Here is a 23,454-nt window from a genome sequence, read left to right as displayed (position 1 = left end):
GACGGGGCCGCTGAGCCGGCGGCCGCCCGCCGCCTTGTCGGCGGGCGCGGGCCCCTTTCACGGACCGCGCCGGAGGCGGGCTGTGGTCCGGCACAGGATCGGCCGAAACCTAGAACGCCGCGGGCTCGGGACAGCCGTCATGTCCCGAGGCCCGTCGCCACGCCGTGCGAGCCCGCGCCGGGCGCTGTCGTGCGGCCGGACGAGGAATAGCCCATCCCGCGCAATCCGCCCCGGCGGCGTACGACAACGCTCGGTATTCGCATCTTGTGAGTTTCCCGGGCGCTCGGCCCGAGGCGTTGCGCCGCCCCTGAACGATTCACCAGAGATGCCCCTGCGGCTTTGCACGTCTTGTCCCGACGAGCCACGATCGGCGAGCCTCGCCGTGCAGAGCACGATGTGCGGGCTTCGTACGGGTTTGCACGACGTTTCGACAGGGTCTGAAAGGAGCGCTTATGGTGACCTGCTATTTACGGTATGTGATCAATCCTCTGAAAATCGAGGACTTCGAGCACTATGCAAGGCTCTGGATTCCGCTCGTCGAGAAATTCGGCGGTCGACACCACGGTTACTTCCTGCCGCATGAGGGCGCGAACAATATAGCGGTGGCGCTTTTTTCGTTCCCGAGCCTCGCCGAATACGAAGTCTACCGAGAGAAAGCGTCAGACGATCCACAGTGTCGGGCTGCGATGGCGCATTACGAAAACACTCGGTGCTATTTCAGCTATGAGCGATCGTTCATGCGGCCGATCTTCGACTGAACGAACGGGGCAAGGCGCGGCCGCCGACCATTCGAGGCGTTGCCCCCGTCCCGGAATCCGGCCACGGGCGGCGGCCGCTTCAATGGCAGCCGAGCCGCGGCGTACGCAGAAGCAGCGGCGGCCGGCGTGTTCTCACCCGCCCGGCCGCCGCCCCATCGCCGTGGCGACGACGGGATGTCGGTTCATTGCGCGGTCGCCATCAGTGGCAGGCGCCGAGGGCTCACCCGCATCAGGCGTCGGCCGGCCGGCTCGCCTCGGCCTCGATCTGGATCTCGACCTCGTCGGAGACCAACGGCACGAAGGCGTCCATACCGAACTCGCTGCGCTTGATCTCCGTCTCGGCCGAAAAGCCGCACGTGTACTTCTCGCCGTCCATCGGATTGGTCTTGCACTGGATGTCGTCGACCTCGAGCGTGACCGGCCGGGTTTCGCCGTGCAGGGTCAGCTCGCCTTCGACCGTGGCCTCGTCCTCGCCGTCGAAGCGCACGCTTGTGGACTCGAAACGCATCTCCGGATATTTCTCGACCTCAAAGAAGCCGGCCTTCTCGCGCAGATGCTTGTCGCGTTCGGCGTGACCGGTATCGACGCTCGCCGGATCGAGCGTGACATCGACACGACTGCCGTCACCCTCGCGATCCATGACGATCGTGCCCTCGGTGACATCGATCCGTCCGTGCATGGTCGACAGGCCCATGTGGCCGATCTCGAAGTTGCCGTAAGTGTGCGACGGGTCGATGGTGTAGGTCTCGGCCGCGCCCGCGGTCCCCGCGGCCAGCGTCAGTGCGGCCAGGCCGGAAATCGGTCGAATCATGTCGTGCCCTCTCTGGAGTGGATACACCGGGCGCGACGCGCACCGGTTCTGCTTCGACCATCGAGTCTAGCCGATGGTTCGCCGGGAACGACATCGCGGTGACGCGACGGTGCGTCCGCCGAGCGCCGACGCGGGCCCACCACCGTTCATCCGTCGACGCCGGCCATGCGTAGACACCGCTTCTCATCCAGAGCGGCCTGCACGATGCCCGAAGGTCCCGAAATCCGCCGCATGGTCGACGACATCGCGGCTACGGTGGCGGCGCGCCCCGCCGCGCGTGTGCACTTCGCCTTCGCACGCCTCAAGCCGATGGAAACGACACTCGCCGGACGACGGGTGACCTCGGTCGAAGCCCGCGGCAAGGCGGTGCTCGTATTCTTCGCCGCCCGCGACGACGACGGCCCCTGGTGTGTCTACAGCCACAATCAGCTCTACGGTCAGTGGCGTATCGGCACGGCCGACCGCGCGCCCGAGACGCGTCGTCAGCTGCGCTTCGCGATCGTCGCCGGCGAACGCGCCGCGCGGCTCTACAGCGCCTCGGACATTCGTGTGCTGCGGCCGGACGCGCTGGCGAGCGTGCCCTATCTGGCCCGTCTCGGCCCGGATCCGCTCAACGAGACGGTGGGCGACGCGGCGCTGACCGCGCAGCTGACGGAGCCGCGCTTCGCCGGGCGTGCCCTCGGTGGGCTGCTGCTCGACCAGGCGTTCGTGGCCGGCATCGGCAACTATCTGCGTTCGGAGATCCTGTTCCTCGCCGGCGTGCACCCGAAACGGACACCGGCGACGCTGACGTCGACCGAACGCGCGCATCTGGTCGCCGCCATCCGCACGCTGATCGAGCGCGCCTATCGCCTGAAGGGCATCACCAACGATCCGGAACGTGCGCGGCGCCTGGCCGATGCGGGCCATTCCCTCAGCGCGCGACGGCACATGGTGTTCGGACGCGCCGGGCAACCCTGCCCCGTCTGCAAAGGCGTCATCGAGAAACAGCGCGTGGCGAGCCGGCGATTGTATCTGTGTCCGACCTGTCAGCCGGCGACGCCGCCCGCCGGCACCTGACGCATCTAGCCGCCCAGCAGTCGGGTGATGAGCCAGACCGCCAGCCCGGCGGGCACGAGCCCGGCCAGAACCCAGACACCGTCGCGACCGGTCAGTCCGAGCCCGGTCAGGGCGATGGCCATGGCCGGGGCGGCGGCCGCGAAGGGGATGACCTCCAGAGGAATCATGCAAAGACCGAGCGCGACCCCGGCCAAACCGATCACACGCGTCGCCGCCCCCTCGGTGAGCGCGGTCAGCCGCGGCCGCACGAGGCGGTCGATGCGACGCGTCCAGGGTTTGATCCGGTAGGAGACCTGCTTGTAGCGGCTGCGCTCGATCGATAGCTGCTTGAGTCGCTTCGGCAGCCAGGGGACGGCCTTGCCGAATACGAGCTGCGCCGACACGAGCGCGATGCATACGCCGCAGATGGTCGGAATGCCGGGCACCGCGCCGGTGGGCAGCGCGGCGATCAGGGCGAGCACCAGCACCAGTGGGCCGTAGCCGCGCGCGCCGATCACGCTCAGCACTTCGCCGATGGACAGGCGCTCGCCTTCGCCAACGGCATCCAGCGATTCGAACAGCGCCGTGAGCGTCGTGGCTTCGCTCATGCGGGCCTTGGGGGTCGGAAACTCAGAGGTGCGAAAGATTAGCATGGGCGCAGCCTCTCGCGCGCGTCGGCGTGGCGCGCGTCACCCCGGTCCGGCATGGTCTAATGTACAGACCACATTTCCCGCGAAAAGAACGACCATGGACTACAAGCGACTCGGCCGCACCGGGACGAAGGTCTCGCCGCTGTGCCTCGGCACGATGACCTACGGCACCCCGGAATGGCGCGAATGGGTGCTCGACGAGCAGGCCAGCCGCCCCTTCATCAAGAAGGCGCTGGATGCCGGCATCAATTTCTTCGATACCGCCGACATGTATTCGGTCGGCGAATCGGAACGGGTGGTGGGCAAGGCGCTCAACGACTACGCCCCGCGCGAGGACTTTGTCCTGGCAACCAAGGTCTATAACCCCATCGGCGACGGCCCCAACGACCGCGGCCTGTCGCGCAAGCACGTCATGCACGCCATCGATGCCTCGCTGACACGGCTGGGCATGGACCACGTCGATCTCTACCAGATCCACCGCTTCGACTACGACACGCCGGTCGAAGAGTTCATGGAGGCGCTGCACGAGGTCGTCAAAGCCGGCAAGGCGCGCTACATCGGGGCCTCGAGCATGTACGCCTGGCAGTTCGCCAAGTGTCAGCACGTCGCCGAGGTCAACGGCTGGACGAAGTTCGTGACCATGCAGCCGATGTACAACCTGGTCTATCGCGAGGAGGAGCGCGAGATGCTGCCGCTGTGCGCGGATCAGGGCGTGGGCGTGATCCCCTGGAGCCCGCTCGCCCGCGGTGTGCTCGCCGGCAAGACCCAGGGCGCGGACGGCGAGTCCACCCGGTCGCAGACCGACGAGAACACCCGCAAGTGGAATCTCGGCGCGGCCGAGGCCGACGACCGGGTGATCGCGGCACTGCGCGAGGTCGCCGAGGCCCGGGGCGCGTCGATGGCCCAGGTTGCACTCGCCTGGGTGGCATCCAATCCGCGCATCACCGCGCCGATCATCGGTGCGAGCAAGCCTGCGCATCTGGACGATGCGATCGCCGCGCTCGACATCGAACTGAGCGACGACGAGAAACAACGCCTGGAGGCGCCCTACGTACCCCATGCGATCGCGGGCCACCGCTGACGCGGCTTGACGCGTGCCGGGGTGATCGTCGCACCCCGGCCGGGTCGAACGGTCAGCGCGCCGCGGCCCGGATCGCGCGCAGCAGCGCGTGGGTCGGATAGCCGTCCGCGGTCCGGCCCTGCTCACGCTGGAAGCCGCGCAGCCCGGCGCGCGTGTTCGGGCCGACGAGTCCGTCGGGCGCGCCGACATCGTGGCCGAGCTCGTTGAGCAGCCGCTGCATCTCGCGGACCTCGTCGCGCGAGAGACTGGCCAGCGTACGCGGCCACTCGCCCTGCACCCCCGGTTCGCCGGCCAGCCGGTCCGACAGCAGGCCGACCGCGAGGCCGTAGCTGGTGGCGTTGTTGTAGCGCAGGAGCACGCGGAAATTCGGGCCGACCAGAAACGCCGGCCCGTGGGCGCCGGCCGGTGCGAGGATCGATCCCGCCTCGAACTGCGGCAGGCCGCGGTCGTCCACCGCGCGTACCCCGGCCGACCGCCAGGCCGCGGTGGTGCGGCGCGTATCCATCTCCGCCAGGGCGTAGTCGAAGTCCGGCGGCAGCACCACCTCGCGCCCCCAGGTCCGGTCCCGCTGCCAGCCGTTCTCGGCCAGGTAATGGGCGGTCGAACCCATGACATCGGCGATGCTGGCCCAGATATCGCGGCGGCCGTCGCCGTCCGCATCGACCGCATAGCGGCGGAAACTGGTCGGAATGAACTGCGTGTGGCCCATGGCGCCGGCCCAGGAACCCTGCATGCGTTCGCGATCGATATCGCCGTCCGCGAGGATCGCCAGCGCCGCGTAGAGCTGTTCCTCGGCGAAATCGCGGCGGCGGCCGTCATAGGCCAGCGTGGCCAGCGCATCGATAACCTCGTAGCCGCCGAAGTTGCCGCCGTAGTTGCTCTCCACGCCCCAGATCGCACCGATGATCGTGCGCGGCACGCCGTAGCGGGCTTCGACCGTACGCGCGGTCTCCGCGTGGCTGGCCAGCTCTTCGCGCCCGCGGGCCACACGGGTGGCCGAGACGGCGCTGTCGAGATACGTCCAGATGGCGCGCGTGAATTCCGGCTGGCGACGATCCAGCTCGATGATGCTTGGCTGGAAGGTGGCGTCGTCGAAGGCTTCGGCCAGCGTATCGCGGTCGACGCCGCGGGCGGCGGCCCGCTCGCGGAAACCCGCCACCCAGCGTGCGAAGCCCGCGGCATCGCGCTGCGATGTCGTCTGTTGGGCCGGTTCGGACGCCGCTTCGTCCGCCGCCTCGGGCGACGCCGCGTCGCCGGTCTTCGCCGAGGCCGCCTCGGCGTCGGCGGCCGGCGCCCCGCGCACGTCGGGGTGGGCGCAGGCGCCGAGCAGCAGCGCGAGTACGGACAACGTCAGCAAAATACGATACGACATGGGACGGCCTCGATCGGTCGAACGGTGACGGACACGATTGTGCCTGCGCCGGAACGGGCCCTGTTCCGCCAGGCCGGAAGCGCGCGGCGCAGCTAGGCTACCGCACCCGCGGCCTGCGCGGAGGCCCAGGCCCACTGGAAATTGTGCCCGCCGAGGTGGCCGGTGACGTCCACCACCTCGCCAATGAAATACAGCCCCGGCACCGCGCGGGCCGCCATCGTCGCCGACGACAGGGCCGCGGTGTCGACGCCGCCGAGCGTGACCTCGGCGGTGCGATAGCCTTCGGTGCCGGCGGGTACGAAGGGCCAGGCCGACAGCCGCTCGGCGAGCGCCGTCCGCTTCGTGTCATCGAGCTGGCGCAGCCGCGGATTACCGAGAGACTCGGCGCCGAGATCGTCGCACAGACAACCCGCAAGGCGCCGCGGCAGGCGTTCGGCAAGGACGTTGACCAAGCGCGCATCGGGCCGCGCTGCACGGCGCTCGGCCAGCCACGCGTCAACGTCGGCCCCGGCGAACAGATCGACGGTGACCGTATCCCCCGGCTGCCAGTAGGACGACACCTGGAGCATCGCCGGCCCGCTGAGACCGCGGTGCGTGAACAGCAGGCCCGCATCGAAGACCGCCTCGTTGCAGACCGCCTCGACGTCGATACCGATGCCCGAGAGTTCACCAAACGCGTCGCGCGGCCGACCATCCAGCGTGAACGGCACCAGCGCGGCGCGGGTGGCCCGCACCGGCAGCCCGAAGGCGCGGGCGATGTCGTAGCCGATGCCGGTCGCGCCCATCTTCGGGATCGAGAGTCCGCCGCTGGCCACGACCACGGCCTCGGCGTGCACCGCGCCCGCCGCCGTCGTCACCACGAAGCCATCGCCGTTCCGGGCCACGGATTCGACCGGCGTCCGGACGTTGACCTCGACGCCCGCGGCCGCGCATTCGTCCAGCAGCAGGTTGACGATGCGCTTCGAGCTGTCGTCACAGAACAGCTGTCCGCGTTCCTTCTCGTGGTACGGCACCGCGTGCGCCTGCACCAGCGCCAGGAAATCCGCCGGCGTGTAGCGTGCCAGCGCCGATTTGCAGAAATGCGGATTGGCGGAGAGGAAATTCGCCGGCGTGCTGTGGATGTTGGTGAAATTGCAGCGTCCGCCGCCGGACATGAGGATCTTCTTGCCGCAGCGCCGGCTGCCTTCGAGCACACGCACGCGACGACCGCGCGCCCCGGCCACGGCCGCGCACATCAATCCGGCCGCCCCGCCGCCGAGCACGACCACATCCGTTTCCTCGCTCTGGATCATCGACGCGCTCCGGTATCAGCTGCGGATATGCGAGCCGAAATACTGCCAAGACAAGCTCTTGCGTCACCGCGGGCGAGTGCAGGATAGCAGCCGCGGTGCGTACTCGACAGCGCGGACGAGGCGGGCCCGCGGACCGCCGGAGCGGGCCGCCGCGGCGTGCGGGGTTGGTTTACACAGCCTTAAAAGATATATTTTCCGAAAGCCGCTGCAGCGGCCGCATGAACAACAGAGCCCGGGCACCGGGCCGAACCAGCCGACGCGTGCGAATCGTGCGGCGGTGCGAGAACGATAGAACAATCGACCGGAGGCAGATACGCCATGCTCAAGACCCTGTCCATGCCCCTGCTGGCACTTCTGACCGCGGGCCTGGCAGGCTGCGGCGCGATCTACAAGCCGACCGGCAGCGTGCTGGCGCACTACTCGCAGGATCATGTGGTGCCGCATGTGCTCGGCAGCGGCGATCTGGACCTGTCGGCCTGCGGCACGGGCATGGGCCAGCATCAGCTACTGGCCTCCTTCAGTCGCGTCAACGACGCCCCCGCCCGGGTACTGCTCAACACCAACCTGCTGGCCGGCCTGTGTTCGGAAGCCCGGGCGCAGGAGGCCCAGCTGCGATTCCAGCGCGAGCTGCGCGACGGCAACACCGCGGCCGCCCGCGATGCGCGCATCGAATCGCAGCGGCTTTTCCGGCGCACGGCCCTGCGCCGCTACGCGGCCTATCGTCATACCGTGGACGCCTTCGGCGAACTCGGCGATGGCCACTGCCCGTCTTTCGACAGCGAGACCGAGAAGGCCGAGTACCTGATCGGCACACTGACCTCCGTGCAGGCGCTGCTCAGCGACATCCAGGCCTCGAGCAGCGTCGGCGTACCGCAGGACGTGGCCGCCCGCGCCGGCCGGGCCAGCGAATGCATGGACAACGAGCAATGGTGGGGCATTCCGAATGCGTTGCAGGCCGTCGTCTGGCTGAGCGTGCCGGGTAGCGCGCCGGACGGCGTCGACCCCTGGAATCAGCTCGAAGACGCCGCCGACCTCGGCGAGGCCGCAGGCATGCCGATGGCGGCGATGCTCTATGCGATCGCGGGCTACGGGCAGTCCGATGCCCAGCGCGAGCGCGAGGGCATCCGCCAGGTGGCGCGCATCTACAATGACGGCATCGGCCCGAAGGATTATCTGATCCTCGGCGAGGTGGCCTACGCCCAGGCGCTGTATCTGTCCGACCGAATCTGGACACAGGAGACCGGCAAGCGCACACCGTTCCTGGCACTCGGCGAGTTTCCGGGCGAGGACAGCGACGCCGGCAGCGACACGGACATCGAAGGCCTGCTGGGTGACGACGATGACTCGAGCGGGGCCAGCGGCGACGATACCGGCGGCCTGCTCGAGTAATGGCCGCCCCGGAATCCGCCGCGGGCGCCGACCACGCTGACCCGCACACAACGGATGCGCCCAAGCAATACAGCGCCGCGCGCAACTGGCTGCTGACGCTGCCGGTCGCGGTATTGCTGCTGGTAGCGATTCTGTTCGGCACCAGCGCATTCATCCACGGCCAGCTGCTCAGCCTGGGCGGCGACATCTGGTCGAACTACAACATGCTTCGCACGGACATGGTGGAGCCGTCCTGCGATCCGGACATGGACATCGATGCCCGGCTTCGCCAGCAGACGGAATCAAAGGCCGACAGCGACAGCCTGTTCGACGCCGGGCCGGCCGACCCCGCAGCACGCCGGCGTTCGCTGGAGGGACAGCGTGCGCAGTGCCGGGCGGCCTACGAACGCTACGAATACAACCACGAGGTGACGGCGACGGCCTCGCTGCGGGCGTATCGCGCGCTCGAGCTGAGCATGGGTCGGATCAATCAGCTCGGACAGGACTTCCAGGCTTATATCCTGGTGCTGCTGATCATGTTCGGCGGCTTCGTCGCGCTCGTGCTCAACGAGCAGATCGGGCTGCGCGCCCCGCGATCGGCCCTGGACTATCGCGTCTCCTCGGCCGCGCAGATCTTCGCCAACCTCGCGATGGCGTTCAGCGGCTACATCTGGCTGCGCCTCGATCATGGCGGCGATGCGGCGCTCAACATGCTCTGGTTGGTCGGCTTCCTGATACTGGCCGCCGCCGCACTGTATCGCACGCTGCGCGTCCCGGACCATGCACCCTCGGGCGGCTCGATCCCGCGCGCCCTGCTCACGGTGCCCCTGTACTGCTGGCTCGCCCTGGTGAGCATCCTTTACTTCTTCTTCGTGGAACGGTATCTCGCGGGACCGGCGGTCCAGCTGACCAAGATGATCCGTTTCGCCGATCTCTACACCGGCATCGGGCTCTATGTCTGGGTAGGCATGATGCTCAAGCACACCCGCATCGCCGAGGTGGTCTTCGGCCTGTTCCGCTCCTGGGAGCTGCGTCCGGAGTTCGTCGTCATCCTGGTGGTGCTGGCCTCGGCGTGGCCCACGGCCTACACCGGCGCCTCGGGGATCTTCGTGCTCGCCATCGGCGCGGTCCTGTATCAGGAGATGCGCATCGCCGGCACCTATCGGCAGTTGGCGGTGGCCTCGACCGCGATGTCGGGCAGCATGGGCGTGGTACTCAATCCCTGCCTGATGGTGGTGATCATCGCCGCGCTCAATCGCCAGGTCACCACCGATCAGCTGTTCGGCTGGGGGCTGTACGTGTTCGCGCTCACGGCCGCGACCTTCGTGGCCTTCGTCTATCTCACCCGCAAGAGCCGTCCCTACATCGCGACCCCGGACAGCGCGCTGCCCCGGATGCGACAGGCACTCGGCCCGGTGATCCCGTACGTCGTCATCGCGGCCGTGGTGGTCCTGCTCTACACGCACCTGCTGGGACAGAGCTTCAACGAATTCTCCGCCCCGGTGATCCTGCCGCTGATGCTGCTTGCGCTGCTCGGCTACGACCGCTGGCGGGCCGCACGCCTCCACGTCGAAGCCATCCACAAGGCCGACCGCGGGCAGGCGAAGGCCCCAGAGCACGAGCCGGCGGGCTTCTGGAACGCCCTGCGCGCCTCGACCGCGGACACCTCGATGCTGCTCGGCGCACTGCTCATGCTGATGGTGCTGTCAATCGTGTTCGGCGGCGTCATGGAACGCTCGGGCGTCATGGAGCTGTTCCCGGAGGATCTCGGCAGCGTCTGGGCGGCGACTGCGGTCCTGGTGGTGATGCTGGTCGTCATCGGCATGATCATGGAGCCCTACGGCGCGATCATCCTGGTCAGTGCCACGCTCGCACCGGTGGCCTACGACAACGGCATCGACCCGGTGCATTTCTGGATGATCGTGCTGGTCGCCTTCGAACTCGGCTATCTCAGCCCACCGGTCGCACTCAACCAGCTGCTCACACGGCAGGTGGTGGGCGACGCGGAAATCCAGCGGGCGAAGGACGAGGCGGCCGACGATCCCAGCTTCTGGCGCCGGCATGAGGCGATGCTGCTGCCGATCGCGGTCATGGCGACATCGCTGCTGCTCGTGGCCTTCACGCCGCTGATCTTCGTGCAGCTCTTCTAGCCGGCATCCGGCCCGCAACCCCGTCAGAACAGACAAACCAAGGAGGAGATCCATGGCCAAGACACGACTGACATCGACCCTCGGCACGCTGACGCTCGGGGCGCTCGCCCTGCTGGGCAGCGCACTCCAGCCGGCCGCGGCACAGGTCGAGTCGCGCACTCTGTGCATCTACGATCCGATCGGCGCCAACGGCTTCATCTACGAGTCCTTCCAGGACTACGTGGTCCAGGCACGCAGCTGGGGCATCAAGCTCGACACCCGGGCCTATACCGACGAGGCGGTGGCCGCGAAGGACTTCAAGGCCGGTGAATGCGACATGGCCGCGGTGACCGGCATCCGCACGATCCAGTTCGTGAAGTTCGCCGGCTCCCTCGACATGGCGGGCGGCCTGCAGACCTACGAACAGGAAAAGACCGCCATCGAGGTCATGTCCAGCCCCAAGGCCGCCGAATACATGAAGCAGGACGGTTACGAAGTCGTCGGCGTGGTGCCGCTCGGCAAGGCCTTCCTGTTCTCCAGAGACAAACGCTATCTCGACAGCCTCGATGCGCTGGCGGGCAAGAAGATCGCGGTGATGTCCTACGACAAGCAGGCCTCGACGCTGGCCAACGTGGCCGGCGCCTCGCCGGTGGGTGCGTCCATCGCCTCCTTCGGACCGATGTTCAACAACGGCAGCGTGGATCTGGCCTATGCGCCCTCGTTCGCCTACAACGCGCTGGAGCTCTACAAGGGACTCGGAGAGAACGGCGGCATCGCCGATTTCGTCCTCGGCATGCTCTCCGGCCAGCTGATCGTGCATCAGGATCGGTTTCCCGACGATTTCGGCCAGAAATCTCGCGAGTGGGTGTTCAACAACATGTACGAATCCACGATGCGGCGGGTGAAGAACGCCGACGCCGAGATACCCGACAAGTACTGGGTGCGTATATCCGGTGAGCGCGACAAGAACTACCGGGAGATGTTTCGCGAGACCCGGCAGGAGCTGTGGGACCAGAACTGGTACAACCACCGGATGCAGCATCTGCTGAAAAAAATCCGCTGCTCTAGCGACCCGTCGCTGGCGGAATGCAGCCTCGACAGCGAGGGCGGCCCGGTCAACTGACAGCGCGACCGTCACTCGTTCACGGCCCGCCGCGCATCGACCGGCGGGCCGTGGTTCATTGTCGCGCCGGTATGAGGCGGCCGGTAGAACACGTCCGGCCGCCGCTCGCCGCTTGCGAGCGCGTCGGACAATTCGGGCAATGCGCCCCAGCCGCATTCGACTCCGGACGGTGCAATGCGGCCTCGTCCTCGGTCATTCGTCGGCCACATCGATCACCGCGTGATCGTCGCGTGATCGCGCGCAAGCGCGACGATCCGGCGGTACGGGTCGAGTATGCCATCGCTGCGGTCATCGAAGCAGACGTGATGCCATCCCGACAGCCCGGACACGCCGATCGCGGCGGCTTCGGGTGTGGACGCCGCCCTGCCGCGCCGGCATGCCATCATCCGCGACTTGCGCGACCACACGATCTGCGCCCATGCTCGATGGCATGCAACATGCAGCGGCCGAGTGACGATTCGCGCCGCACCGGCTGCCAAGGGGAAACCGCATGGGTTGGCTCGATACTCTGCAACAGGCGATCTACGCCGTGATGACGCCGGTCAGCGACTTCATCTGGTCGTACATCCTGTTCTATCTGCTGTTCGGCGCGGGCATCGCCTTTACGGTGCTCACGCGGTTCATGCAGTTTCGCCTGTTCGCGCACATGGCGCGCATCACCTTCGACATGCGCAGCAGCGAAAAGGGCGTCAGCTCCTTCCAGGCCCTGTCGACGTCGCTGGCCGCGCGCGTCGGCACGGGCAATCTCGCCGGGGTCGCGCTCGCGCTCTGGGTGGGCGGCCCGGGGGCGGTGTTCTGGATGTGGATGACCGCGCTGGTGGGGCTGGCCACCACCTTCATCGAATGCACGCTGGGCCAAGTCTACAAGATCCACTACGCGGACGGCGTCTATCGCGGCGGGCCGGCGTATTACATCGAACGCGCGCTCGGCCAGCGCTGGATGAGCATCCTGTTCGCGATCTTTCTGATCATCGCCTACGGCTTCGCCTTCTCCGGCGCCCAGGCCAACACCATCGCCAAGGGCATGGAAGGCGCCTTCGACGTGCCGACCTGGGCGACCGGCATCGCGCTGGTGGTGCTCGCCGGCATCGTGGTCTACGGCGGGCTGCGTTCGATCGCACGCGTGGCCGAGAAGATCGTACCCCTGATGGCGATCGGCTACTTCCTGGTCGCGGTCTATGTGCTCATCGCCAACTACAGCGAGGTCCCGGGCATGCTGTGGCTGATCGTGCAGAGCGCGTTCGGCTTCGGACCGGCCGTGGGCGGGGCCGTCGGCTACACCATCAAGATCGCCATGGAGAACGGCGTCAAGCGCGGCCTGTTCTCGAACGAGGCCGGCATGGGCTCGACCCCGAACGCCGCCGCCACCGCCGACGTCAATCACCCCGCCGCCCAGGGGCTCGTGCAGGCATTCGGCGTGGTCATCGACACGCTCATCATCTGCAGCTGCACGGCCGTCGTGATTCTGCTTTCGGGCGTCTACGACCAGATGCTCGCGGGCAACGGCGGCGACCAGTCCATGCAGGGCATCCAGCTGACCCAGGACGCCATGGCCGATCACCTGGGCGCCTTCGGCGTGGGCTTCATCGCCATCGCAATCCTGTTCTTTGCCTACACCTCCATCCTGGCCAACTTCGCCTACAGCGAGATCAATCTCGAATACCTGGCCGGCAAGCACGCCAAGAAGGCAGTCGCCGTCCTGCGGCCCGCGGTACTTGCCATGGTGATGATCGGCTCGGTGGCCACGCTCGGCTTCGTCTGGGACTTCGCCGACCTGGCCATGGGCCTGATGGCCACGACCAACCTGATCGCGATCCTCTGCCTGACACCGATCGCGCTGCGGGTACTGGCGGACTACGAGCGCCAGCGCCGCCAGGGCATCGCCGAGCCGGTATTCAATCGCAAGGTGCTCAAGAATCCGGATCAGGTCGAACCGGGCATCTGGGACGGCACATCGACGGACGACTGAGGCGCGCAACGGGGCCGACCCGTCACTGTCTTTGAATTCGACGTTTCGGAGGCGCGATGCCCCCCGCCGCCGCGTACTCGCGGCCCGGTCGGTTCTCGCCGCTCAGCCGATCGCGCGGCCCTGCCATCGCAGCGTAGCCGAGGTATCGCCGGTCAATTCGAGGGCCCGGGTCACGATCGAGTCGAAGTCGTCCGGGTTGTCGAGCGTCTCGCGAATACGATCCGCATCGTCGCCGATGTGATCTGCGATCGCGCGAACGATCTCGAGGCTGGTGTCGTTCTCGCGGGCAATGCGTTCGAGGTCGGCCACGGGGGCTCCCATCTTGGTAACGATGACTCTTCCATGACAACACACCACCACGGTGATTCCATCGCGACGCCGGAGGCGGCCGCGCCCGCCGGGGACGCGGCCGCCGTTTACCGCGGATCAGGCCGCGGCCCGCGCCACCGTCTGCTCGCGCCGCTTGCGACGGCTCGAGGGCCAGTTGGCCAGGTCGACCTCGTCACGAATCTCGGCGCAGACGTCGATCACGCGATTGAGCTGTGCGATCGTCAGATTCGAATTCAGCGACAGCCGGATCAGGGAACGCTTGGTCGCCGTCGCCGGCGCACAGAACACCGAGCCGAACACCCCCCGCGACTCCAGCGCATCGCGCAGCACGATGGTCTGCTGCTCGGGCCCGGCCTCGAGCGCGATGATCTGCGCCTGGCTGATGTCGACGTTGTACCCGAGGGCGTCGAGGTGACGCCGCAGGTAGTCGGCGTTCGCATGCAGACGGGCCCGCTTGTCGTCGGCCAGACGCACCAGGTCCAGAGTCTTCGACAGACCCGCGATTTCGTGCGGCAGCAGCGAGGAACTGAAAATCGCCGGCAGCGCGTTGTATTTGATGAACTCGCGCAGCCGCTCGCTGCAAGCGATCAGGCCGGCCCGGCCCGCGAACGCCTTGGCCAGACTGGCGGTCACGAAGTGCACACGACCCTGCAGGCCCATGCCGGCGACCATGCCACGACCCTGATCGCCGTGCGTACCCAGCGAATGCGACTCGTCGACGATGATCACGCAGTCGCCTGCACTGGCCACATCGACGACATCGGTCAGCGGCGTGACGCTGCCGTTGGTGCTGTAGACCGTGTCGACAATGACAATACCGGGACCGTGGCGCCGGATCATCGACTCCAGATGACCCGGATCGTTGTGTCGGAATGTGCGGGCCTCGAGCCCGGCGCTGCGAATGCCCTCCCAGAGCGAGGCATGCGCGAACATGTCGATGTACACGGGCGTGCCGGGGGCACCGATCGACTGGATCAGCCCGACGTTCGCGGCATAGCCCGACTGACAGAGCAGGCTCGATTCCATGCGCATCCAGTGTGCCATGCGCCGCTCGAAATGCAGCTGCGGGCTGTCCCCGTGCAGATAGACCGCCGACATCACCATCGTGTTGTCGGTGCCGCGCAGACTGTCGATCTGCGCCTGCATGACGTCCGGATGGTTGGCCATGTCGAGGTAATCGTTGCTGACCATCATGATGGCGTCATTGCCGGGTTCGCGCCCGTGCATGATGTGGCCACCGTTCCAGGTCTTCTCGACGCGCTCACGGAAATAGTGATCCACGTGCTCGCGGAGAAAGGCCGGCTCGGCAACCGCCCTGGGCAGCAACGACTCGCGGTTGATCACGTTGGTTTCGGTCTTCATGGGGCACCCCTTGGAATGAAAAGTTGATAAATATGACGCGCAAAAGAGTTGACAGAGTGCGTCAACTCTAATATTATTTATTATACACAAATTCGGTTTTTTATTATATTAATTATATATTTCGCTCTTTTCTATAAAGGCGATTCTTTTGTCATTTTTGTGCGCGCATCACGAGGGGCGAGCGTGACTATCCGATCGAGTCACGGAAGATTTTTCGATCAAGCGCAAGCGGCCGCGCCTAGGCAGTAAGAGAGGGAATGCCGCGCGCTCAGCGGAGCTTGCCGACGTTGGCTTCGATTTCCGCTGCCAGCCGGGCTACATGAGGGCGTAACCGACCGTGTCCAGCCACTCCAGATAACGGTTGTACGTCGCGGTCGGGCCACCCGACGCATCCAGTTCCGGCACGTGGTGGAACAGCGACCAGGCGTAGAGCTCGCGCCCCTCCAGACGCTCGGCGGCGCAGGTATCGCGGGCCCAGCGCTCGAAGCGGTCGTCACCGGCGGCGGGATCGAACACGACCCGGCCCTCGGCGAGGGCCTCCAGGCAGGCTGCGGGCGCTCCCGCCCGCCGCGCCGCATTCATCTGCCGCGTGCGTTCGGCGCCGTCATACAGCACGAGACGGCGCATGCGGCCGTCTCCGTCGAGCAGTATGAAGCCCGGCGGATCGGCGCACAGATAGTGCTCCACAAACCCGTGCCCGGCGGCGAGCGTGGCCATCAGCGAGGCGACCGCAGGATCTTCCAGAAAGGCCGGGCTGTCGACCTCAAAAACCTCCCCGGCGGCCGCGAACGTATCGCGGATATGAGCGTGCTGCAGTTCGCGAATCGTCCGATTGAGATGCTCGTAGACCTGATGTTCGCTCTTGCGGATGTAGCGATCGATCACCCCGCGGTTGAAGGCGTCCACCGCATCGGCTTCGGTGGCCACGCCGGTGAACAGAATCTTCTTGATGTACGGATTGTCGATGCGTTCGCAAAACTCCAGCCCGTTCATCTGTGGCATGGCGTAGTCGACCATGACCACCGATATGCGCGAGAACCGGTTGGTGAACAGCATTTCGCGACGAATGGCGTCGGTGTCCAGCGTCACACGCGCGGGCGCATCGGCTTCCGCGACCGATATCGAGCGCGGCTCGGAGCCCACGATCCGGAAAAACCGCTGGCGGGAGCCGTCCTGCGGCTGGCCGTCGTTGATGTAGGTCAACGCCTTCGCCGTGGAGTCGAACAGCAGATACGCCAGATCGGCCTCGAGCTGCAGGGTCAGATTGCCGAGGAAATCGATATCGTCGTCGACGAGCACGATCTGCGTCGGATGGAAATACGGAACCAGTTCAGTTGCTGTCATCATCTTCGATCGGCGGAAAACTCATCACGAACTCAGTGTACTGCCCGAACACGGAATGACAGCGTATCTCGCCGGCGAAGCTGCGCATCACCAGATCGGCGAAGGCGAGTCCGATGCCGGTGCCCTGCCCGCGCGGCAGTCCGGAATAGAAGCGCTCGAAGATGCGCGGCAGGTCGTCCGGATGGATACCGGGACCGGTGTCGCGAAAATGCAGGCGATGAGCGCCCGAACGCTGGTGCTCGGTCCAGATCCGGATTCGGCCGTCGTCGACCTGGGCCAGATAATAGAGCGAGTTCTTCATCAGGTTGAACAGCACGTGGATCATCAGCAGCGAGGAGCCACGAAAGACGAAGTCGTCGCCCGGCAGCCATTCGACAATGGCGCGCTCGCGCTCGGCATGAAAGGGATAGCGTTCGAGCGCCGCCTCGACGCAGGCATTCATGGACTCGCGCTGAAACGTGGAGTGATCGATCGTGGTGCGACTGGAGTTCACCAGCAGCATGTCGAGAATCACGCTGGTGTATTCGGTCTCGGCGTTGATGCGTTCGAGCACCGACTGCATCTGGCGATAGTGCGCCTTGCGCACCGGCTGGACCGGCAGGCCGTGATCGCGGGCGAGCTCGAAGCCCTCGAACACCGCCGGCAGATAATTCTGCAGTCCGCGCGCACCGCTGCGGATGCCGAGCAGCGGCGTACGCAGCTCGTGCGCCATCGTCCCGACCGCATCGGTTATCGCGGCAAGCTTCTCGCGAGCAACGAGCTCGGTCTTGTAGTTGAACGTGCTCCCGGCGATGAGCCCGAACAGGTAGGTGGGCAGCAGCACCTCCAGCGGCAGCCCGTCCGGACCCAGCTCGCCGTCGACGAGCATGAAAACGCCCCAGGCCAGACCGCCACCGACGAAAGCCAGTATCAGCGTCATCAGCCAGTCGAACACAAGAATGACCAGCAGCATGCAGGCGGCCATCGTCGACAGCGACCAGATGGGCGAGAAGTCGTTCATCAACGCCATGAACATGAAGAAGAACGGCAGCATGTACAGCAGAATGAACAGCCAGTAGAGCGTGAGCTTGTCGCGCCAGAACTCGCTGCGCGCCAGCTGCCGCTCGAACAGCATCGGCAGCGACACGATCACGCTGAGAATCCGCAGCCACAGATTCTCATACTGCTGCGGATACACATCGGTCCAGAAGTAATAGTAGAGCGGATGCCCGATCACCGCGACCACGCCGAAGGTGACCATATTGGCGCGCGAATAGTCCGCGCTCAGCCGGATCGAGGCCGCCAGGCGCAGGCGCAGACGCCGCAGGAGCACGGGCAGGCGCCGTCTCAGGCCGGTCAAGATCTCGCCGTGCTGCATGCGGGCTCGTCCTGGTGTCGTGCCGATCCGCGCGGTCACAGTCGGCTATCGTATATGCGATGATGAAAATTACCGAACGGGGTGTCCCGCCGGGCCGCGCGAGAGCGCGTCGGAAATCGACTCCTTCGCAAACGCGGTATATTACGCACGACCTTCTTGCGAGCGACCCCATGCCGAGACCACGCGTCTTGCGATCCAGCGCCCACGCCGACCGACGGCACCGCGAGTCGCGGCGGGGCTGATGCGCATGTCGGGCCTCATCCGACTGCTCTGCGCGGCACTGGGCGTGACCGTGGTGGCCCAGTGGGCCTTTCTCTGGCGTCTGGAGGATATCCCCACCGGCACGCTGGCGCTGCTGGTGGTGCTCAATGTCGGCCTGACCTGCATGGCGCTCGGCACCGTGGCTGCGGTCTGGCTCGCCCACCGCCGCGGCACCAGCCCGGCATCGAACGCCGTGACCCGCTGGCTCGAGAACATCGACATTTCCGGGGAACAGCGGCCGGAACCGGCGTTCCGCGTCGACTCGCAGGACAGCGAGCTGGTGGCGGCCGCGGAATCGCTCGTCGCCCGGGTTCACCGCTATCGCGACAAGTTGCTGGTGCGCCATCAGCGCGTCCAGCGTCTGCTGCGCAACGTCACCGACGTGCTCTATCACATCGATGCCGACGGCCGGATCACCTGGATCACGGATACCGTTACCGACATGCTCGGCTACAGCCCCGCGGAACTCGAGGGGCTGCCGCTGCGCGATCTGCTCGCGGACCCGGCGACGGATTTCGATGCGCTGGTCCGCAGTCCTTATCTGGTGCGTCATCCCACCCGCATCCGTCGCCGGGACGGCTCGCTGGCCTGGCTTCTGATCTCCTCGCGCCGGATCGACGATGCCGAAGGCCGGCCCATCGGCAGCGAGGGGGTCTGTCGTGACGGCACCCGGCTGATCGAGACCCAGCGCGAACTCAATGCCGAGAAGGAGCGCGCCCAGGTCACCCTCGCCTCGATCGGCGACGGCGTGATCACCACCGACGCCCGCGGCGCGATCGATTACGTCAATCCCCGCGCCGAACGCATGCTCGGCCTGCAGGCGGATCAGGCGATCGCCCGCCATTTCGACAGCGTGTGCCGGCTGCGCAACGACGAACGCGAAGAGATCGTCACCGGGCTGGTCGAGGAGTGCATCGCCGACGGCGAAGCCCGCGAATGGGACAACCACCTCACGCTGGCCATGCGCGGGCCGAGCCGTGAGGAATACGCGCTCAAGGTCACGATCTCGCCCATACGCGACGATGCCCAGGCCATCGTCGGCACCGTGATCGTGCTCCACGACATCACCCGTCTGCAGCAGATCTCGCGGGAGATGACCTACCAGGCCAATCACGACCTGCTCACCGGGCTGCCGAACCGGCGCGCCTTCGAGCATATGCTCGACCGTTTCCTGCGGGATACGCGCAACAGCGTGCAGCGACACGCGCTGTGCTATCTCGACCTGGACCAGTTCAAGCTGGTCAACGACACCTGCGGCCACCACGCGGGCGACGAGATGCTGCGCCAGATCTCGACCCAGATCGCCGCCCGGCTGCGCGGCGAGGACACGATCGCACGCCTGGGCGGCGACGAGTTCGGCGTGATCATGCGCAATCTCTCCCTCGAGGACGCGGCCGCCAAGGCCGAGACGCTGCGCGCCGAGATCGACACCTTCCGCTTTCGCTGGGAGGACAAGCTCTTCCGTCTGGGCGTGAGCATCGGCGTCACCGCGATCGACCATCAGGCGCTCAGCGCCAGCGAGCTGATGCGGCGGGCGGACACCGCCTGCTATCTCGCCAAGGAACGCGGCCGCAACCAGATCCACGTCTACCACGGCGACAGCGACGAAACGCTGACCTGGCACGGCGAGATGCAGCGCATGCAGCAGATCAGCGAAGCGCTCGAACACGAACGTTTCTCGCTGTTCGCCCAGCGCATTCAGCCCCTGTCGAAGACCGAGACCGATCGCCCCGGCATCGAACTGCTGCTGCGCATTCCCGATGCGGAGGACGGCCTGGACCCGCAGAACGTACTCATCACCGCGGAGCGCTACAACGTCGCCTCGCGCATCGACCGCTGGGTCCTCGAGAACGCGCTTGCGCTGATCGCCGGCGCCGAGCGACGGCAGGCCCGAATCGATCACTACAGCATCAACATCTCCGGCCAGTCGATCACCGACGAACAGTTCGTCGACTTCGCCCGCGATTGCATCGAGCGCTCGGGCGTGGACCCGCGCCGGCTCGTGTTCGAGATCACCGAGACCGCGGCGGTGACCAATACCCGCCGGGCCGGCGAGCTGATCCATTCACTGCGCGCGATCGGATGCCGGTTCTCGCTCGACGATTTCGGCAGCGGACTGAGTTCGTTTTCCTATCTCAAGAATCTGCCGTCGGATTTCATCAAGATCGACGGCAAGCTCGTGCGCCACATTCTGGACGATCCGATCGAGCGTTCGATCGTCGAGGCGATCAACCAGGTCGGCCAGGCGATGGGCCTGAAGACGGTCGCCGAGCACGTGGAGTCGCGCGCGCTGCTGCAGGCACTCGAACGCATCGGCGTGGACTATGTTCAGGGCTATCACGTCGCGCGGCCGATGGCGTTCGCCGAGATCGCCGACGAACTGTGCGCGCCGGGCACCGCCGCGACATCGCGCCCGGCTGCACCCGGCGCCGCCGACGCCTGATCGAATCCATCGGGGCGCGGCGACGCGTAGGCATTCATCATCACGAACGATCACGGGGACTCCATGCGCTATTTCCGATGGCTTGTAACGCTCGCCATGCCACTGACGCTCGCGGCCTGCAGCCTCATGCCGAGCAGCGAGTTCCCGCGTGAGCACGATGTCGATCTGGACCGGTTCATGGGCAAGTGGTACGTGATCGCCCATATTCCGCCGGGGCCCACCGAGAACGCCTACAACTCGATCGAGCGCTACGAGCAGACCGAGCCGGGACGCATCGATACGGTCTTCACCTACCGCGAGGGCAGCTTCGACGGCGAGATGCAGACCATGGAGCCGACCGGCTACGTCACCGAGGGCTCGGGCAACGCAGTCTGGGGCATGCAGTTCTTCTGGCCGCTGAAGATGCAGTACGTCATTTCCTACGTCGGCCCGGACTACGACACCACCATCGTCGCCCGGGAGAAGCGCGACTACGTCTGGATCATGGCGCGGAAACCGCAGATTGACCGCGAGACCTACAACGACCTCGTCAAGCGCGTCGGCGAACTGGGTTACGACGTCGGCAAGCTGCGCAGCGTGCCGCAGCAGCCGCTGGACGAGCGCAGCGACGGCTAGCCGTGCGGCATCGCGCCGACATCCAAGCGTCGATGCCCGCACGCTCTTGAGCGCGCCGGACGCCGGCGAGTCCCCCCGTGACGAGTGGCGGCGGCTGAACGGCCTCTGGCCCCACCTCTGGGCACACCGGCGCCGGGTCGCGGTCGCACTCGCCCTGCTGATCGCGGCCAAGGGGGCGACGGTTCTGCTGCCGATCGTGCTCAAGCACATCGTCGACGGGCTGGACGCCGACAACCGCACCGCCCTGGTTCTGCCCGTAGGTCTGCTGCTGGCCTACGGCGGGCTGCGACTGGCATCGGTGCTGTTCGGCCAGCTGCGCGATCTCGTGTTCGGCCGCGTCAACGAGCGCACCATGCGCCGGATCGCGCTGCAGGTCTTCGAGCACCTGCACGCGCTCGATCTGGATTTTCATCTGTCGCGGCGCACCGGCGGCCTGTCCCGCGACATCGAACGCGGTCTCGGCGGCATCAGCTTTCTGCTGCGCTTCATGCTGTTCAACATCATCCCCACCCTGCTCGAGATCTCGATGGTGGCCGGCATACTGCTGTTCTACTACAGCTACTGGTTCGCCGTGATCGTGCTGGCGAGCGTGGCGCTCTACGTTGCGCTGACCGCGGCGCTGACGGAGTGGCGCACCCGCCACGTGCGCGAATCCAACCGCTTGAATTCCCGGGCCAACACCCGCGCCGTGGACAGCCTGCTGAATCACGAGACGGTCAAGTACTTCGGCAACGAGCGCTACGAGGCCGACCACTACGATCGCGAACTGGCGGCCTGGGAGTATGCACTGGCCCGCTCGCGCCAGTCGCTGGGCGTGCTCAACACCGCGCAGGCGCTCGTCATCGCGACCGCCGTGACCGCCATGATGCTGCTGGCCGGACAGCGGGTGGTGGCCGGAGCAATGACGGTCGGCGATCTGGTCATGGTCAACGCCTACATGCTCCAGCTGTTCATACCGCTGAACTTCCTCGGTTTCGTCTACCGCGAGCTGAAAAAATCGCTGGCCGACACCGCCCGCATGTTCCGGCTCCTCGACGCCCGCCCGGCGATTCATGACGCGCCCGACGCCCGGCCGCTGGCCGCGACACGCCCGCGCGTGGCCTTCGAGCACGTCGCCTTCGGCTACGACGGCGCACGCCGCATCCTCGACGACGTCAACCTGACCATCGAACCGGGACGGAAACTCGCCGTGGTGGGCGCCTCGGGGGCCGGCAAATCGACCCTGGCGCGGCTGCTGTTCCGTTTCTACGACGTCGACGCCGGCCGGATCACGGTCGACGGTATCGACATACGCGAACTCACGCTCGACAGCCTGCGCGACGCGATCGGCGTGGTCCCTCAGGACACGGTGCTGTTCAACGACACCATCGAATACAACATCGCCTACGGCGACCCCGAGGCCGACGCCGACGCGGTCGCCCGCGCCGCGAGCCTCGCGCATCTCGACGACCTGATCGGCCGGCTGCCCGACGGCCTGGCCACCCAGGTCGGCGAACGCGGCCTGAAGCTATCCGGCGGCGAGAAACAGCGCATCGCCATCGCCCGCGCCATGCTCAAGAACCCAGCGATCCTGGTGTTCGACGAGGCCACCGCCTCGCTCGACAGCCATGCCGAGGGCGCGATCACCGGGGCGCTGGCCGAGCTCGCCGCCGATCACACGACGCTCGTGATCGCGCACCGTCTGTCCACCGTCGTCGATGCCGACGAGATCCTGGTACTCGATGAGGGCCGGGTGATCGAGCGCGGCACGCACGCCGGCTTGCTCGCGGCCGACGGCGCCTACGCCGCCATGTGGCGGCTCCAGCAGCGCCGCGGCGCCGTGACCACGGCAAGCTAGGGCCTGTTATTAACCCGGCGCCAAGACAGCTGAATCATCGGTTGTTCTCAACGCGCTTGAAAATAGAGACCGGCGCATCTCCGCTCTCTATTTTCAAGCACTTCGCGGCCGATGGCCGCGGCGAGCACGCTAGCGCATGCTCGCTTTATCAACCCGGCATGAACGTATTTCCATGCCGGGTTGATAGCACTTCATGCGAGCCCACGCCAAGCGCTTCCTGAAAATTGATTAGGGGCGGCAAGACGAGGCGTGTCGTACGCGCCGCGCAGTCAGTGTGCGACAACGCTGGATTGCCGCACGACAGCGCTTGTCCC

The 23,454-nt window shown here is 66.4% G+C and carries 19 protein-coding genes; 10 read left to right on the top strand and 9 right to left on the bottom strand.

Annotation, left to right across the window (positions count from 1 at the left end; all coding sequences use genetic code 11):
• Positions 1-452 precede the first annotated feature (452 nt).
• Positions 453-758 (top strand): NIPSNAP family protein, encoded by a 306-nt coding sequence (locus tag SAOR_RS03075; protein ID WP_123630171.1) that lies wholly within the window; start codon positions 453-455, stop codon positions 756-758.
• A gap of 229 nt (positions 759-987) precedes the next feature.
• Here the strand turns inward: SAOR_RS03075 and SAOR_RS03070 are convergent, their stop codons facing one another.
• A complete protein-coding gene (locus tag SAOR_RS03070; protein ID WP_123630170.1) occupies positions 988-1,569 on the bottom strand; it encodes a YceI family protein in 582 nt (193 codons plus the stop codon).
• Positions 1,570-1,773: 204 nt separating this feature from the next.
• On the opposite strand from SAOR_RS03070, the gene nei reads away from it, so the two are divergent.
• On the top strand, positions 1,774-2,628 hold the full coding sequence (nei, locus tag SAOR_RS03065) for an endonuclease VIII (protein ID WP_123630169.1): 855 nt from the start codon (positions 1,774-1,776) through the stop codon (positions 2,626-2,628).
• A gap of 5 nt (positions 2,629-2,633) precedes the next feature.
• Here nei and SAOR_RS03060 read toward each other — a convergent pair whose 3' ends face one another.
• A complete protein-coding gene (locus tag SAOR_RS03060; RefSeq protein ID WP_185015529.1) occupies positions 2,634-3,215 on the bottom strand; it encodes an exopolysaccharide biosynthesis protein in 582 nt (193 codons plus the stop codon).
• Positions 3,216-3,354: 139 nt separating this feature from the next.
• Here SAOR_RS03060 and SAOR_RS03055 point away from each other — a divergent pair, with 139 nt between their 5' ends.
• A complete protein-coding gene (locus tag SAOR_RS03055) occupies positions 3,355-4,338 on the top strand; it encodes an aldo/keto reductase (RefSeq protein ID WP_123630167.1) in 984 nt (327 codons plus the stop codon).
• 52 nt (positions 4,339-4,390) lie between these two features.
• On the opposite strand, the gene SAOR_RS03050 is transcribed toward SAOR_RS03055, so the two are convergent.
• Together SAOR_RS03050 and SAOR_RS03045 are read right to left on the bottom strand one after the other, a co-directional pair.
• Entirely contained in the window at positions 4,391-5,710 is a 1,320-nt protein-coding gene (locus tag SAOR_RS03050; protein WP_123630166.1) for a lytic murein transglycosylase, read from the bottom strand.
• 92 nt (positions 5,711-5,802) lie between these two features.
• On the bottom strand, positions 5,803-7,002 hold the full coding sequence (locus SAOR_RS03045) for a BaiN/RdsA family NAD(P)/FAD-dependent oxidoreductase (protein ID WP_123630165.1): 1,200 nt from the start codon (positions 7,000-7,002) through the stop codon (positions 5,803-5,805).
• Between the two features lie 318 nt (positions 7,003-7,320).
• On the opposite strand from SAOR_RS03045, the gene SAOR_RS03040 reads away from it, so the two are divergent.
• Genes SAOR_RS03040 through SAOR_RS03030 form a run of 3 tightly spaced genes read left to right on the top strand, consistent with a single transcriptional unit; the run spans position 7,321 to position 11,622 of the window.
• On the top strand, positions 7,321-8,391 hold the full coding sequence (locus SAOR_RS03040; protein ID WP_123630164.1) for a hypothetical protein: 1,071 nt from the start codon (positions 7,321-7,323) through the stop codon (positions 8,389-8,391).
• Positions 8,391-10,520 (top strand): TRAP transporter large permease subunit, encoded by a 2,130-nt coding sequence (locus tag SAOR_RS03035; RefSeq protein ID WP_123630163.1) that lies wholly within the window; start codon positions 8,391-8,393, stop codon positions 10,518-10,520. Before SAOR_RS03040 ends, SAOR_RS03035 begins: the two co-directional genes overlap by 1 nt.
• Positions 10,521-10,572: 52 nt before the next feature.
• A complete protein-coding gene (locus tag SAOR_RS03030) occupies positions 10,573-11,622 on the top strand; it encodes a putative solute-binding protein (protein ID WP_245965373.1) in 1,050 nt (349 codons plus the stop codon).
• A 212-nt stretch (positions 11,623-11,834) separates the two neighbouring features.
• On the opposite strand, the gene SAOR_RS03025 is transcribed toward SAOR_RS03030, so the two are convergent.
• Complete coding sequence (locus tag SAOR_RS03025) at positions 11,835-12,029, bottom strand: hypothetical protein (RefSeq protein ID WP_123630162.1); 195 nt, start codon at positions 12,027-12,029, stop codon at positions 11,835-11,837.
• Between the two features lie 83 nt (positions 12,030-12,112).
• On the opposite strand from SAOR_RS03025, the gene SAOR_RS03020 reads away from it, so the two are divergent.
• On the top strand, positions 12,113-13,591 hold the full coding sequence (locus SAOR_RS03020; protein ID WP_123630161.1) for an alanine/glycine:cation symporter family protein: 1,479 nt from the start codon (positions 12,113-12,115) through the stop codon (positions 13,589-13,591).
• Between the two features lie 102 nt (positions 13,592-13,693).
• On the opposite strand, the gene SAOR_RS03015 is transcribed toward SAOR_RS03020, so the two are convergent.
• The 4 genes from SAOR_RS03015 to SAOR_RS03000 all read right to left on the bottom strand — a co-directional run bounded on the left by SAOR_RS03015 (position 13,694) and on the right by SAOR_RS03000 (position 17,984).
• Positions 13,694-13,900, bottom strand: coding sequence for a hypothetical protein (locus SAOR_RS03015; protein WP_123630160.1), 207 nt, complete (start codon positions 13,898-13,900; stop codon positions 13,694-13,696).
• A 117-nt stretch (positions 13,901-14,017) separates the two neighbouring features.
• Positions 14,018-15,283: an alpha-hydroxyketone-type quorum-sensing autoinducer synthase gene (gene cqsA / locus SAOR_RS03010; protein ID WP_123630159.1), complete on the bottom strand. Its 1,266-nt coding sequence runs from the start codon at positions 15,281-15,283 to the stop codon at positions 14,018-14,020.
• Between the two features lie 315 nt (positions 15,284-15,598).
• Positions 15,599-16,630: a response regulator gene (locus tag SAOR_RS03005; RefSeq protein WP_123630158.1), complete on the bottom strand. Its 1,032-nt coding sequence runs from the start codon at positions 16,628-16,630 to the stop codon at positions 15,599-15,601.
• The gene (locus SAOR_RS03000; protein ID WP_123630157.1) at positions 16,614-17,984 is read right to left on the bottom strand and encodes a sensor histidine kinase; all 1,371 of its coding nucleotides are present in this window, start codon (positions 17,982-17,984) and stop codon (positions 16,614-16,616) included. The genes SAOR_RS03005 and SAOR_RS03000 overlap by 17 nt, the downstream gene beginning before the upstream one ends.
• A gap of 247 nt (positions 17,985-18,231) precedes the next feature.
• Here SAOR_RS03000 and SAOR_RS02995 point away from each other — a divergent pair, with 247 nt between their 5' ends.
• From SAOR_RS02995 to SAOR_RS02985, 3 genes are all read left to right on the top strand, one after another.
• Entirely contained in the window at positions 18,232-20,688 is a 2,457-nt protein-coding gene (locus tag SAOR_RS02995) for an EAL domain-containing protein (RefSeq protein ID WP_185015528.1), read from the top strand.
• 63 nt (positions 20,689-20,751) lie between these two features.
• Positions 20,752-21,303, top strand: a complete 552-nt coding sequence (locus SAOR_RS02990; protein WP_123630155.1) for a lipocalin family protein — start codon at positions 20,752-20,754, stop codon at positions 21,301-21,303.
• A gap of 46 nt (positions 21,304-21,349) precedes the next feature.
• Positions 21,350-23,140 carry an ABCB family ABC transporter ATP-binding protein/permease gene (locus tag SAOR_RS02985; RefSeq protein WP_123591586.1) on the top strand — a complete coding sequence of 597 codons (1,791 nt, stop codon included), beginning with the start codon at positions 21,350-21,352 and terminating at the stop codon, positions 23,138-23,140.
• Positions 23,141-23,454: the final 314 nt, after the last annotated feature.

The sequence above is a fragment of the Salinisphaera orenii subsp. orenii MK-B5 genome (assembly GCF_003788635.1).
In the GTDB taxonomy this organism is placed as follows: Bacteria; Pseudomonadota; Gammaproteobacteria; order Nevskiales; family Salinisphaeraceae; genus Salinisphaera; species Salinisphaera orenii.
This window is presented reverse-complemented; position numbering and strand designations above follow the sequence as displayed.